Origin of the sequence: Micromonospora salmantinae, assembly GCF_022230905.1 — a bacterium.
Classification (GTDB): domain Bacteria; phylum Actinomycetota; class Actinomycetes; order Mycobacteriales; family Micromonosporaceae; genus Micromonospora; species Micromonospora salmantinae.
The window spans coordinates 209,481-222,991 of the sequence record NZ_JAKKFG010000012.1 but is presented as its reverse complement, the minus strand read 5'-3'; the positions used below and the strand labels follow the sequence as shown (position 1 = coordinate 222,991).

Sequence of the window (13,511 nt, the reverse complement as noted above, 5' to 3'; positions counted from 1 at the left end):
CATGAGGGACGACACGTGGTCCGGTATGCGGGAGCGGGAATAACCGACGACCCGGCAGATCAGGGGACGATGTCCCCCGCGTAACGACGACCGTCGAGGTACGGCCAGGCGTTGGCGACGCAGCCGTGCAGCCCGTACGTCTGCTGCTGCATCACCGGGGCGGGCTCCCCCGGGCCGGGGCACGCCTCGTGCTCCTCGCCGAACTCATGGCCCACCTCGTGGTTGATGACGTAGGTCCGGTAGGTGTCCAGCGAGGCGCCGTAGTCGGGGACCGCCTCCATCCAGCGGGCCAGGTTGATGATGACCTGGCCGGGCAGGCGACAGGAGGTGTAGCGCTCGGTGGTCAGCCCGCCCTCGGCGCACATCCGCTCGGACGTGACAGGGGTGGCCAGGTAGATGGTGAAGTCGGCGGCCCCGGCGTCGGCCACCCGTTGCACCCGCAGCTCATCGGACGCGATCCAACTGCGCGGGTCGGCCAGCACCTCGTCCACACTGGCGGCGAACACGTCCGCGTCCTGGCCGGCGCCTCGTTCGACGACGACCCGGTATCGGTGCAGCGGCCCGTCCGTGCCGTGCACGGGTGTCTCGCCGTCGGCCGCCGTGAAGCGCCCCGCTCCGACCGACGGATAGCCGGTGGACGCCGGGTGCGCGGCCACCCCACCTCCGTGGCCCATTCCGCCCTGCCTGGTGGCCGGAGGCTCGACCGACGACTCGCCGCCCCGGCTCACCGTCACCCCGATGGCGGCCGCGAGCACGAGCAGGCCGAGGAGCATGCTGCGACGACGACGCCGGTGCATCCGGACGAACGCGGGACGCACACCCCGCAACGCCGCCCGGGGCTCGGGCGGCCGGGGCGGGCCGTAAGGGGACGACGGCGTCATACGATCGAGCCTGCCAGATTATTCGGGCATTTCTCCGATTTTATCGCTATTGCCGCAAGACGCCTGATGGAGGGGCCAACAGTCGGCGTGTCGGGCCGAGCAACTCACAGGGCGGGACCGGCGTATCGACGCCCGTTCAGATACGGCCACGGGTTGACCCGACAGCCGTTGAGGAAGAGCGTCTGCTGCATCATCACCGGCGCCGGCCGGCCCGCGCCGGGGCAGCGCTCGTGCCGATGCCCGAGCTGGTGACCCACCTCGTGGTTGACCACGTACGTCCGGTAGACCGTCAACGGCACGCCGGCCGAGACGAAGTGCGGCACTGACAACCGCCACCGATCCAGGTTGATGATCACCTGGCCGGGCGCCCGACAGGACGTGTACGGGCGACCGCCGATCCGGATGTCCACCCCACCCGTCGCGCACATCCGACCCGCGGTGCGGGCGGTGGCCAGGTAGACGGTGAAGTCCCGAGGCGCGGCCCCCGGCACCTGCTGTAGCCGCAACCTGCCGCTGTCGACCCAACTGCCCGGCCCGGCGAGCGCCGCCTCAACCGCCAGGGCGAACTCGGCGACGTCCTCGGCACTGCCCGACTCCACAGCGACCCGGTAACGCCGCAGCTCACCCGCCCGACCCAGCACCGGGCCGGAGCGGGCGTCATAGCCGAACCCGCCCGTGCCGGCGCTCGGAACCACGCCGGGCACCCGCAACACCGGGGGCGGGCTGGACGGAACCGCGTCAGAGGGCGACGGGTCGGGCGGCAGCGGCCCGGCCACCAGCGGCGGCGGGCCGATCTCCTCGGCGGCCAACCGGTCAGCGCCGGGATGCCCACCCGGCCCCTCGGCGATCACTGTCACCGCCGCGCCGACGGCCACCACCACCGCCACCAGTTGGGCGAACAGCGCGAAACGTCGCCGACGGCGAGCAGGATGGCGGGCTGAGCTGGGCATCCAGGTCAGCCTGCCAGATCAGACCGCCCCGCGGTGTCCTCCGTTTCGGCGAGCAGACCGACCACCGCGCGGGCAACCAGCCGGGGAACCTCCAACTGCGCCACATGGCCGACGCCGCCGAGCATCATCAATCGGCTGTCCGCAATGACCCGGGCGGTCTGCGGCGCGACCCGCACGTCGACCAGACGGTCCTGAAGACCGCCCACCACCAGGGTCGGTGCGCGTACCGCCTCGGCGAGGCGCCACAGCGACCCCGGCCCCGGCAGGTACGCCCGCAGGAAGCTGGAGACCAGCCCACGGAACGTCCGGACGTACGCGGCGGCGTAGTGCTCGGCCTCGTACCGCACCCGGATCTCCTCCAACGCCTCGGCCCGGCGCTGATCGCAGATCCGGCTGAGGTCGGCGACGCACGCCTCCAGCACCTGCTGGGCCATCACCTCGGGAGCCATCTGGGTGAGGTGCCGGGCGACCAGCCGCTCACCTCGGGGGATGGCGAGCACCGGCAGCATCCGCCCCTGCAACGAGCGCCGGAAATCCAGGAACGGCAGCGCCGGGGAGATCAGGGTGAGGGTGCGGACCAGCTCCGGCCGGAGCCCGGCGACCTGGACCGCGACCGCGCCACCCAGCGAGTTGCCGAACAGGTGCACAGGCCCTCGACCGGTTTGCTCGATCCAGCGGACGACCAGATCCGCGAAGGCCGGAATCGTGTAGCTCAGGCCCGGCTCGCTACGGCCGAAGCCGGGCAGGTCGATGGCCTGACCGTCCAGCCGGTCGGCGAGCAGCCCGGCCAGGTCGGTCCAGTTCTGCGACGACCCGCCCAACCCGTGCACGTACAGCGCCGGCTCCGCGCCGGCGGCGGTGGCCGGAGTGTCCCGGACGTACGTGACCCGTCCGTCGAGGCGGACTTCCCGGCCCGGCCACGGCGGCGGAACGCTGTCGTCGGGGAGCAGGTGGTCCGGCCAGAGGGTGGCGCGTCTCATTGCTCCAGTCTGCCTCGGACCACTCAGGACAGCAGCGCCTCCAGCCGACGGTTGACCGCCGCCAGCGTCGCCCGGACCACCGCCTGACGGGGATCACCCGCGACCAGGGCCGACCCGGCGAGCTGCTCGACCCAGCCCTCACAGACCAGCAGCGCCACCACGGTGGCCACCTCGCAATTGCCGAACGGCACCACCGCAGCGTGTTCGACGAAACAGCGCCCCCGCTCGGCGTTCTCGGCACCGCGCAGCAACTCGTCCACCGCGGCAGCCGCCGCCACCGCGCAGAGCCGCAACACGTAGCCGTCCACCGCCGGCCCGGTGGCGTACCCGGAGGCGCTGTCGCCCCCGGCCAGCAGCCGGACCTCCACGTTCGCGTCCAGACCGAAGGTGCTGACCTGCACGTGGTCGATCACCACTCGGGGCCCCGGCGTACCGCCGGTCTCCAGCGGCCGGGACGGCGCCGACTCCGTCGTGGTCACCTGACCACCGGAGTACGACGTGCCCAGCGTCGCCGGGCTACCGGTCGCGGCGCCGGTCGGCGCGGACGAGACCGACCCGGGTTCCTCCACGGTGGCGCGCCCCCGGTGCGGAGCGTTCGACCGGCGGCGGCGGGTCGAGTCGGTGCCGGTCCGCTGCTCCGGGCCGGCCGGCGGGGACTCGACCCGACCGCCGGACGGGCGGGCGACCGTCGGCGACTCGGCCGACCGAATCTCGCCGGGATCGCGCGAAGCCGCGTTTCGAGTCTCCGGGGTACGCCGCTCGGCGGGCTCGGCCGCGCGACGGCGGACCGGTGGCGGTGGCGTGCTGGGCAGGCCGGGCACGTTCTGCGGGGCCGCGGCCAACCCCATCCGCTCCTGGAGCAGCCGGGCCACCTGCCGGCTCACCTCGGCCGGGTCGGCACCGTCGGCCAGGTCCAGTCGCAGACTGTGCGCCCCCGCCGGCGTGCGGCGCAGGGCCGCGTCGCGGACACCGGCCACCTCCCGGACGGCGTCCAGGATGGCGTTGACGTCGAACCCCTCGGGGCGCTCACGCAGTGGGGCTGGCTCGTCGTCCCGGCGCAGGTGGGTGGCGATGCGGGCGAGTTCCGGGGTTTCGGCGGGTGGCTCCACGGCTGGCGGCTCCGGCACGACGGGCACGTCCGGTTCTGCGGGGACGCGCTGCGGCAGCACCACCGCGCTCGCAGCCGACTGCCGGCCGTCGTCGGCCGGCGACGTCGGGTCCGGAGCGGATCGGCGCGCCGCGTAGGCGGAGGCGGACGCCGGTGCGGGCTGATCGCGGCGGCCGGAACCCTTGGCGGCGGTGGGCGGGACCGCTGCGGTGGCGGACGGGGTGGCGTCAGTCGATGGCGAGCCGTTTACCGGCGCGGCCGATGGGGGCGGCTCGACGGGTGACGGACCGGGCTCGGGTGTCGCCGGCCGGAGCCGGAACGGTGCGGTCGGTCGGACGTCGGGCCGGGACCGGCCGGGCGTCTCGCCTCCGTCGCCCCCACCGGCGCCGGCCGATCGGCTGGCCGGCCACGACGGGCGCTCGACCGGGGTGGCCGGGAGTCGGCCCTCGGACCAGTCCGGCCGTTCGGCCCGGGAACTGCTCGCCGTCGGCGAACCGCCGGTCCAGGACGACCGCTCCGCGACCAGCGACGGGCCTGCCGGAGCCGGTGGCGCGTCGGTCAGCGTGGGAGGTGGCCCGGCCGGAGCCGGAGGCGGTCCGACGGGTGCCGGAGGTATCGCCTCGGCCGGTGCGGACGGGTCGGCCGATGCCGGGCTGGAGGCCCAGGAGGGTCGCGTCGGCGGGGAGCTGGCCGGTGCCGGATCGGCACCGCCGGCCCAGGACGGCCGCGTCGACGCCGCGCCGGTCGCGGGCGGTTCGGACCCGCCGGCCCAGGACGGTCGTACCGGCGGCACGCTGGTCGCCGCCTCGGACCCGCCGGCCCAGGACGGCCGAACCGGCGGCACGCTGGTCGGCGTCGGATCGGACCCCCCAGCCCAGGAGGGCCGCGCCGGCGACGCGCTGGTGGGGTCGGGATCGGCCCCGCCCGCCCAGGACGGGCGGTCGGCGCGAGGTCCGCCGGTCGCCCCGGACCCCGCCCAGGACGGACGATCGGCAGGCGGACCACTGGTCGGCGACGCACCCCCCGCCCAGGACGGACGGTCAGCCGGTGGCGCGCTGGTCGGTTCGGCGGAGCGTTCCGGGGTGGGCTCGGATTCGACCCGGACGGGTTCGTACGCCCGAGGCGGATCGGCGCGCACCGGCTCGTACGGACGGGGCACCTCGGCGCGCACCGGCTCGTACGGCTGGTGGGGTTCGCCGACCCAGTCCGGCGCCGACTCGTCCCGTGCTGCCGGGCCAGCCGGCTCGTCGTCCTGGCGGGACCAGGGCGGGGCCCACCCGCCACCCCAGCTCGGGCGGTTCCAGCTCGGCCCCGACCAGTCGGGCTCGATGGCCGACGACTCCCCGGCCCGGTGCGTTTCACCGGGACGGTGCGCGTCTCCGACGCGATGCGTCTCCGCCGGTCGGGAACCCTCGGCAGCGCGCCCGGGCTCGCCCTCGTCGGCGGACGGGGCCGGGCCCGGGGTGCGTCCCGAGGTCGCCGCGGGCTCGGGTGCGAGCGGGTCCCGCCAGTCGCGTGGCGCTGTCGGACTTTCGTCGGGGGCCAGCCGCTCGCCGGTCGGCGCGTGGAAACCGGGCGGCACCTCGAAACCCGACGCCGAGGTGCCGACGGGCGGCACCTGGACAGCCGGCGGGGCCGAGGTGGGTAACCCGGGCTCGGCCCAGCGCGCACGGTGCGCGGCAGCCGGATCGACGGTGGAGTGTGGGGCGGGGCCGGGGTCGGGCTCGACGGCACCCTGCTCAGTCGGCGGTGCGGGACGTTGGGCGGGCACCACGAGCCGGTCGCTGGCCGCCGCAGGGCGGCCGTCAGCGGGCAGCCCGGGCGGAGCGCTCACCGGCGTGAGGCGTCCCGCGGACGGTTCGAGACCAGGGTGGTGGACGCCGTTGACGTCGTCCGGGTGCGCGCCGTTGACGTGGTGGCCGTTGGTGCGGGCCGGCGACTCGGGGTCGCCCGACCGGCCGACCAGCGGCGATGGTAGATCGCCGTGCCGTGTCGAGGAGGTCCGCCAGCCCGACGCGGGGTCGGGCTGCCAGCGCGGCGCCTCATCCCGGGCGTCCTCGCGGTCGGCGGCTCGGGGCCACCCACCCGCCGGAGGCGCCCACCCACTGACGGAACGGCTCGGGTCGTCGTGCTGACCCGCTCCGTCACCGTGCTCTCCCGGGGTGGCGGCTCCGGGTTGCCCTGTTTCACTCACCGCGCGCTCCTTGGTCGCCCCCGCTGAGGCTACCGTGTGCCGAGAGTGGCGATAAGTTACAGCGGCGGGCCATTTCCACGACCGAGGTCACGGGCCTCGCCCGGTCTGGGGGGAAAACGCCGGCTCGTACGGAGAACTCGGAGGATCCCATGACCGCTGCGGGGAACGGTGCACAGACCGCTGGCCGGCCCACCCGCCTGCCCCGCTCCGCGCGTCGTAAGCAGCTTCTCGCTGCGGCGCAGGAGGTGTTCGTCGCGCAGGGCTACCACGCCGCCGCGATGGACGACATCGCCGAGCGGGCCGGGGTCTCGAAGCCGGTGCTCTACCAACACTTTCCCGGAAAGATGGATCTCTACCTGGCGCTGCTCGACACGCACTGTGACGCCATCGTCGCTCAGGTGCAGGATGCGATGCGCGGTACCAGCGACAACAAGGAGCGGGTCAGCGCATCGGTACGGGCCTACTTCGACTTCGTCGACCACGAGAGCGAGGCGTTCCGGCTCGTCTTCGAGTCGGATCTGCGCAACGACCCGGCCGTGCGGCAGCGGGTGGAGCGGGTCGAGCAGGGCTGCATCGCGGCGATCACCGACACCATCATCTCCGACACCGGGGTGAGCCGGGCGCACGCCGAGCTGCTCGCCTCCGGGCTGGTCGGCGCGGCGGAGACGGCAGCGCAGTTCTGGCTGGCCGGCGGCCGGCAGGTGCCGAAGGCCGAGGCGGAGGCGTTGGTGGCGGCGCTGTCGTGGCGGGGCATCGCGAGCTTCCCGCTGCAAGGTGAGTCAGCCTGACCTCCGGCCCCGTGATCGGATAGCCTTCGCAGGGCGGTTCTTTCGCCCCAGTTGAGGAGGCACAGTGGAGGTCAAGATCGGCGTGCAGTACGCGCCACGCGAGCTGGTAGTGGACAGCGCGCAGTCGCCGGCCGAGATCGAGCAGATCGTGACCGACGCCTTCGCCGGCAACGGCGGCACGCTCTCCCTGACCGACGAGAAGGGCCGGCGGGTCATCGTTCCGGTCGAGAAGGTCGCCTACGTCGAGATCGCCGAGGCGTCGTCCCGGGCGGTCGGGTTCACCGTCCGCTGACTGGTCCGGCCATCGCGGCAGGTCGGCGCTCGGCCCACCTGCCGCAGGCCGGCACCCGGCCGACCCGGCCGGGTGGTCAGTTGTTCAGCCCGGCGGCGGCCATCCGCGCGGTGTGCGCGGTGGTGAGCCTGCCGAAAAGCCCCGGCACGTCGACCCGGCCGTCGCGTGCGATCAGCGCGGTGAGGGTGGCCCGCTCGGCGGCGACGCGGCCGGCCTGGGACAACGCCTCGCCGACCAGCCGCCGAGCCCACATCGACAGCCGACCGGCCACCCGGGGGTCGTCGGCGACGGCCACCCGGATCTCCGCAGCGGCGAAGTCCGCGTACCGGGAGTCGTGCAGGACGTCCAGCACCAGCGCCCGGTCCGGTTCCTCCAGCGCATCGGCGATCTCGCGAACGAAGTCGTCGGTGATCGCGTCGCCCACGTACGCCTTGGTGACCACTTCCGCCCAGTCCCGTGGCTCGGTCGAGTCGTGGTACGCCTGCAACGGCTCGACATAGGGCGCCATCGCATCCTCGGGCGGTACGCCCAACGCGGTGAGCCGGTCGGCGAGGCGCCGGTAGTTGGCGATCTCGGCCGCGGCCATCTCGTTCAGCGCGGCCCGGCGGCGCAGGTCAGGAGCGAGCCGGGCATCGCCCGCCATTCGCTCGAAGGCGAGCAGCTCACCGAAGGCGACCAGACCCAGCAGGTCGGCGTACGCGGAACCGGAGGCGGACACGAGCGGCAGGCTATCGCGTACCGGCCCTCAGGCGCGGCCCGCCCACTGCGCACCCCGACCGAGCTCCACGCTCACGGTCGACGGGCGGGCGGCGGGCAATAAGTGTGGCGTAGGTCACAATTGCTTGCCCCGCGTGGCGAGTGGCCGACCGGGAATCGGGACGGGGGCATGCCTGTTCAGGTAACATGGAGCAGTTGCCGTGGGCGCCGATCTGATCGAAGCTCAGCCCGCGGCGCGCGTGCGGCCCGGTCCGGCTCGGCAATCTGCCGCCGACCGTGTGGCCCGCGTCATACCGAACGCGCCCTGAGGACATGACGGGCGCACCCACGAGAGGGCACCCCCACATCCACATGAGCGACCTGACTCAAGATTTGCTGGACGGCCAGGAACTGGCCCCCACCGCCCCGGTACGACCGGAGGCCCCCACGTTCGCCGCACTCGGCGCCCGCGCCGAAACCGTCGAGGCCCTGGCCTCGGCCGGCATCACCCGCGCCTTCGCCATCCAGGAGTACGCGATCCCGATCGCGCTGCGCGGCGTCGACCTGATCGGTCAGGCGCCCACCGGCACCGGCAAGACCCTCGGCTTCGGCGTACCGCTGCTCGACCGGGTCTTCGCCCCGGGCGAGGGCAGCGACGGTGTCCCCCAGGCGCTGGTCGTCGTCCCCACCCGTGAGCTGGGCATCCAGGTCGCCAAGGATCTGGCGGCCGCCGGCCGGACGCGTGGCGTCCGGGTGCTGCCGATCTACGGCGGCGTGGCGTACGAGCCGCAGATCGACGCGCTTCGCAAGGGCGTCGAGATCCTGGTCGGCACGCCCGGCCGTCTGATGGACCTGCAGAAGCAGAAGCACCTCCGGCTCGACCGGGTGCACGCACTCGTCCTGGACGAGGCCGACCGGATGCTCGACCTGGGCTTCCTCGACGACGTCGAGAAGATCCTGGCGATGCTTCCGGAAGACCGGCAGACGATGCTCTTCTCGGCCACCATGCCGGACCCGATCGTCACCCTGTCTCGGCGCTTCCTGCGCCAGCCGATGACGATCCACGCCGGGCACACCGCCGAGACCGGCCCGTCGCCGCAGACCCAGCAGTTGGTCTACCGCACCCACTCGATGAACAAGGTCGAGGTGGTGGCGCGCATCCTCCAGGCGGAGGGGCGTGGGCTGACCATGATCTTCACGCGTACCAAGCGGGCCGCCGACCGGGTCGCCGAGGACCTCGACTTCCGCGGGTTCGCGGTCGCCGCGGTGCATGGTGACCTCGGCCAGGGCGCCCGCGAGCGGGCTCTGCGGGCCTTCCGGGCCGGCAAGATCGACATCTTGGTCGCCACCGACGTGGCGGCCCGTGGGCTGGACGTCACCGGCGTCACCCACGTCATCAACTACGACTGCCCGGAAGACCAGGACACCTACACCCACCGGATCGGTCGTACCGGCCGGGCCGGCGCGACGGGTGTGGCGGTGACCTTCGTCGACTGGGACGACATGCCGCGCTGGCGGATCATCGACAAGACCCTGGGTCTGGAGATGCCGGAGCCGCCGGAGACGTACCACACGTCGCCGCACCTCTACACCGACCTGCACATCTCCACCGAGGTCAGCGGCACGCTGCCCACGGCCGAGCGCACCCGGGCCGGGCTGTCCGCCGAGATCGAAGAGGATCTGGGTGGGACGACCCGCTCCCGTCGGGGCGACAGCGGCGGTCGGGGCCCCCGACGCGGCGAGAGCCGTGGTGAGGGTCGCGGCGAGCGTCGTGGTCGGGGCGATGGCCGCCGCGACCGTTCCGACGCCGGCACGCCGGCCGTCGCCGAGGCACCTGCGGCCGACGCCGCCGACGAAGGCACCCGTACCCCCCGCCGCCGGCGTCGCCGCCGGGCCGGCGAGGTGGTCGCGGCCGAGGCGACCGCTGTGATCTCCGCCGACGCCGGCCCCTCCGAGCCGGCCACCGCGTCCGACGGCGAGGCGTCCAAGCCGCGCCGCCGACGCCGCCGCCGTGGTGGCGGTTCCGGTGCGGATGCGCCGGCCGAGGCGACCGCGGACTGACCACCAGCCACACCTGACATCCCCCGCACCGCCTCGCGCGGTGCGGGGGATGTTCCCTTCTCCCACCCCACCTGCCGAAGATGGAACGATGCCGCAACCACTGGACGCCGCCCTGACCGAGGTTCGGGCGCTGCTGCTCGACCCCGCGCTGACCCGGGCGGTCGCCGCCGGACGTCGACGCGGTCGCCGCCCCACAGTTGAGCGGGCCGAACTGCGGCCGGTGCGGCTCAAGGCCGGGCCCCGAATGCAGATCACCACGTCCGACGGTACTCGCCCCTACACCCGCAACCTCGCCTCCGGTCCGGAGGCCGCCGCGGCGATCGACGAACTGCTCGCCGAGCCGTTCGGCAACTGGCACGTCGAGACGACCGACGCCACCCTCCAACTGCGGGTGACCAAGTCCGGCGAGGCGCAGGTGCACAGGGCCGCGACGTCCCGTCCGGCGGCGACGCCCACCGGAAACGACCGGACGAAGGAATACCTGCTCGACCCGGGTGACCCGATCTTCGCGGAGATCGGCGGCTCGGCGGCCAAGCGCCGCCAGGTGGACGCGTTCCTGCGGGCCCTGGCCGCGACCCTGCCCGACGACCTGACCGGTCCGCTACGGGTGGTCGACCTGGGCTGCGGCAACGCCTACCTGACGTTCGCCGCGTACCGCTACCTGACGAGTCGGGGGCTCGACGTCCAACTGGTCGGTGTGGACGTCCGGGAGGACCAGCGGCGGCGCAACACCGAGCTGGCGCAGCGGCTGGGCTGGGCCGACCAGGTCAGCTTCGTGGCCGGGACGATCGCCGACGCCGTCGTCGACCCCGCCCCCGACCTGGTGCTGGCGCTGCACGCCTGCGACACCGCCACCGACGAGGCCCTGGCCCGCGCGGTGCGCTGGGAGGCCCGCTGGGTGCTGGCCGCGCCGTGCTGCCACCACGATCTGGCGAAGCAGCTCCGCGCCCACCCCACCCCGGCCCCGTACGAGCTGCTGACCCGGCAGGGCATCCTGCGCGAGCGCTTCGCCGACGTGCTCACCGACGCGCTGCGTGCCGGGCTGCTGCGGGTGCACGGGTACCGGACCGAGGTGGTGGAGTTCGTGGACTCGCAGCACACCCCGCGTAACCTGCTGATCCGCGCCCGTCGTACCGGTGCCGAGGCGACCGAGCCGCAGCGCGCGGAGTACCGCGAGCTGGTGGACCAGTGGCAGGTCACTCCCCGGCTGGAGACCCTGCTGGCCACCGGAGAGACACCCGCCTAGCTCCTGGGTGGCTGGCGTCGGCGGTCGCGGCCACCGTTGCGCTCGCTGACACCCCGGTCGAGGACCGACACCCGGTCGGCGGCGGGCCGCTGGGCGGCCCACTCACCGTCGGCCGGGGCGGTCGGGAATGGCACGACCTTGCCCCCGGTCTCGGCGTTGCCGGCCGCCGCGAAGGCGTTCCAGGAGATGTCCACCAGCAACTTCTTGACCTCGGCGTGCCGGATGGCGGCGTTGTGTTGCAACGCCATCCGGGCGCCGAGCAGTACCGCGACGAGCGTGGTGGTGATGGTGCCGGTGGCGGCCAGCACCTGGAGGCCGGTCGCGGAGTCGGTGCGGAGCACCAGGACCAGCAACCAGATCCAGAACGCGGCGGCGAAGACGCCGGCCTTGGCGACGAAGAAGAGGCTCACCGCACCGGGCTGGTACGGCTGGGGGCGGCTCGATTCGGCCATGGTGCTCCTCGGCGGTGGTCCGGTCGGAGGCGGCAGGCGACAGACGCGATGTCGGGACGGGCACCGAGCTTAATGGAAGAACGATGAATATCGCTCGATGCAATTTTCGTTCTGCACACACGCTTCCAGAGAAAAGTCTCGCCCACGGGACAGTTTGTGCGGTCAGTCAATTGTTTCCGGCTCCTGGCGTACTACCCTCGGAAGGCGCATCGTCCCGGTGCTCCGGCAGGAGGGGAAGACACACAGGGATGGGATCAGCCGACGTATCACCGCAGATGGCCTTCGCCCGCTTCGTCCGGCGCGCCATCGATGACGCTCGCGACGAACGTGGCTGGACCGTGACTGATCTTGCCTCGCACACGGGCGTGGGCCGCTCCACCGTGTTCCGCTGGCTGGCCGGCGACTGGCAGGACTATCCCGAGTTGGCCAAGGTGCGCGGCTTCTGCGCCGCGCTGGATCTGCCGGTCGCCGCCGCGTTCCGGGCGCTCGGGCTACCCGACGCCGGCCCAGCGCCCCGCCGACGCCACGACGACGGCCCGGTCGAGGCCGACGTCCGGGCCATCCTGGACCGGCTTGCCGACCCCACGGTCCCCGCCGAGGAGAAGCACCACATCCGCGACCTGCTCCGCTACCTGGCCCGCCGCCCCATCCGCCGAGCCAGCTAACCCCCACCCCCACCCCCGTCGGCGTTGATCATGAAGTTATTGCCACGACACGCCGCGCCGAGAGGCAATGACTTCATGATCAACGGGAGTGGGCGAGGGGGCGGGGCGGGTTAGGGGACGGTGAGGGTGAACTCGGCGGTTCGGACTTCGGCGTTCACCTGGAAGTCGAGGTAGAGGCGGTAGCGGCCCGGGCCGGGGGTGGTCAACCAGAACTTGATCTGACCGTCCACCAACTCGGTCTCCGGGTGCACGTGCAGATAGCCGAGGTCGCCCTCGCGCAACGCCACCAGGTGGCCGTACGCCCCTAGATACCGCTCCAGCGGGGCTGCGCCGTCAGCGCCGTCGACCCGGAAGGTCAGCGGCACTGTCGCCCCGGCCTGCGCAGTGCCCTGGTAGCCGACGGTGAAGCCGCCCACGGTCGTCGAGGTGGCCGGCCCCGGCAGTGGACGGGGTCGGTAGTCGCCGGGCGCCACCAGGTCCGTGCCGAGGGTCACAGCGGTCTGCGCGCCGTTGTCGGCGACCACCGTGAAGTCGGCGTACGCGCGCCAGAGGCCGGGCTGCGCGAGGGTCAACGGCACCGACCAGGTGCCGTCCGCCGCCATGGTCGGGTGCAGGTGCTGGTAACCGGTCAGGTCCCGCCGGACGACGATGAGGTGCATCGGCTTGTCGTGCACGATGGCGAACCGGGTCACCGGCCGGCGCTGCGCGTCGCGCACCTGGAAGCGGAGCTGACCGGGACGACCCGCCGCGAACTCGGTGGCCAGCGGCGCCAGGGTGAACCCGGCCGAACTGACCGCGAGACCGCCCGGCTCGGTGGCCGCGCCCTGATCGGTGGCCGTGGCCGAGCCGTGGTTGTGCGGCGCGACGCCCGGTGGGTCGGTGTGCTCGGCGGCCAACGACGGGCTGCCGGTGACGGCACCGTTGGCGTTCAGCCGGCCGAGGCCGAAGCCGAGCAGCACCGCCAGCACCAGCCCGCCGACCACCAGCGCCAGCCGGAGAGTGCTCCGGTCCGGCTCCACCCGACCCTGATCAGCACGACCGACGCCCCGCGCCTGGCCGGCCTCGCCGCCAACGGTCCTGCCCGCAAGGGTGCGCGCACGGGTGACGGGCTGCCGGTCGGTCATGCCGCCCACGGTACCGCCGCGCCCGGCCGCGTCAGGCCGACGCCCGGACAGCGTGGCGACTGTCGCACTCGACA

12 protein-coding genes are annotated in these 13,511 nt (G+C 73.5%); 5 read left to right on the top strand and 7 right to left on the bottom strand.

Annotated elements, in window-relative coordinates:
* Window positions 1-59 precede the first annotated feature (59 nt).
* The 4 genes from PSH03_RS11555 to PSH03_RS32445 all read right to left on the bottom strand — a co-directional run bounded on the left by PSH03_RS11555 (window position 60) and on the right by PSH03_RS32445 (window position 4,535).
* Window positions 60-881, bottom strand: coding sequence for a DUF3152 domain-containing protein (locus PSH03_RS11555; RefSeq protein ID WP_238689109.1), 822 nt, complete (start codon window positions 879-881; stop codon window positions 60-62).
* 104 nt (window positions 882-985) lie between these two features.
* Complete coding sequence (locus tag PSH03_RS11550; RefSeq protein WP_210786562.1) at window positions 986-1,831, bottom strand: DUF3152 domain-containing protein; 846 nt, start codon at window positions 1,829-1,831, stop codon at window positions 986-988.
* A gap of 5 nt (window positions 1,832-1,836) precedes the next feature.
* Entirely contained in the window at window positions 1,837-2,811 is a 975-nt protein-coding gene (locus PSH03_RS11545; protein ID WP_238689108.1) for an alpha/beta fold hydrolase, read from the bottom strand.
* 23 nt (window positions 2,812-2,834) lie between these two features.
* Entirely contained in the window at window positions 2,835-4,535 is a 1,701-nt protein-coding gene (locus PSH03_RS32445; RefSeq protein WP_308194374.1) for a hypothetical protein, read from the bottom strand.
* Between the two features lie 1,727 nt (window positions 4,536-6,262).
* Here PSH03_RS32445 and PSH03_RS11535 point away from each other — a divergent pair.
* Both PSH03_RS11535 and PSH03_RS11530 read left to right on the top strand, forming a co-directional pair.
* Window positions 6,263-6,901 (top strand): TetR/AcrR family transcriptional regulator, encoded by a 639-nt coding sequence (locus PSH03_RS11535; protein WP_030489514.1) that lies wholly within the window; start codon window positions 6,263-6,265, stop codon window positions 6,899-6,901.
* A gap of 64 nt (window positions 6,902-6,965) precedes the next feature.
* Entirely contained in the window at window positions 6,966-7,193 is a 228-nt protein-coding gene (locus tag PSH03_RS11530) for a DUF3107 domain-containing protein (RefSeq protein WP_088950288.1), read from the top strand.
* A 76-nt stretch (window positions 7,194-7,269) separates the two neighbouring features.
* Here the strand turns inward: PSH03_RS11530 and PSH03_RS11525 are convergent, their stop codons facing one another.
* On the bottom strand, window positions 7,270-7,911 hold the full coding sequence (locus PSH03_RS11525; protein WP_238689107.1) for a ferritin-like fold-containing protein: 642 nt from the start codon (window positions 7,909-7,911) through the stop codon (window positions 7,270-7,272).
* Between the two features lie 350 nt (window positions 7,912-8,261).
* Between PSH03_RS11525 and PSH03_RS11520 the strand changes: the two genes are divergently transcribed.
* Both PSH03_RS11520 and PSH03_RS11515 read left to right on the top strand, forming a co-directional pair.
* Window positions 8,262-9,950 (top strand): DEAD/DEAH box helicase, encoded by a 1,689-nt coding sequence (locus tag PSH03_RS11520; protein WP_210785503.1) that lies wholly within the window; start codon window positions 8,262-8,264, stop codon window positions 9,948-9,950.
* 88 nt (window positions 9,951-10,038) lie between these two features.
* Window positions 10,039-11,196, top strand: a complete 1,158-nt coding sequence (locus PSH03_RS11515) for a class I SAM-dependent methyltransferase (RefSeq protein ID WP_238689106.1) — start codon at window positions 10,039-10,041, stop codon at window positions 11,194-11,196.
* Here the strand turns inward: PSH03_RS11515 and PSH03_RS11510 are convergent.
* On the bottom strand, window positions 11,193-11,648 hold the full coding sequence (locus PSH03_RS11510) for a hypothetical protein (protein WP_238689105.1): 456 nt from the start codon (window positions 11,646-11,648) through the stop codon (window positions 11,193-11,195). The genes PSH03_RS11515 and PSH03_RS11510 overlap by 4 nt on opposite strands.
* 248 nt (window positions 11,649-11,896) lie before the next feature.
* On the opposite strand from PSH03_RS11510, the gene PSH03_RS11505 reads away from it, so the two are divergent.
* On the top strand, window positions 11,897-12,313 hold the full coding sequence (locus PSH03_RS11505) for a helix-turn-helix domain-containing protein (protein WP_210785506.1): 417 nt from the start codon (window positions 11,897-11,899) through the stop codon (window positions 12,311-12,313).
* 110 nt (window positions 12,314-12,423) lie between these two features.
* Here PSH03_RS11505 and PSH03_RS11500 read toward each other — a convergent pair whose 3' ends face one another.
* The gene (locus PSH03_RS11500; RefSeq protein ID WP_238689104.1) at window positions 12,424-13,437 is read right to left on the bottom strand and encodes a DUF8832 domain-containing protein; all 1,014 of its coding nucleotides are present in this window, start codon (window positions 13,435-13,437) and stop codon (window positions 12,424-12,426) included.
* Window positions 13,438-13,511: the final 74 nt, after the last annotated feature.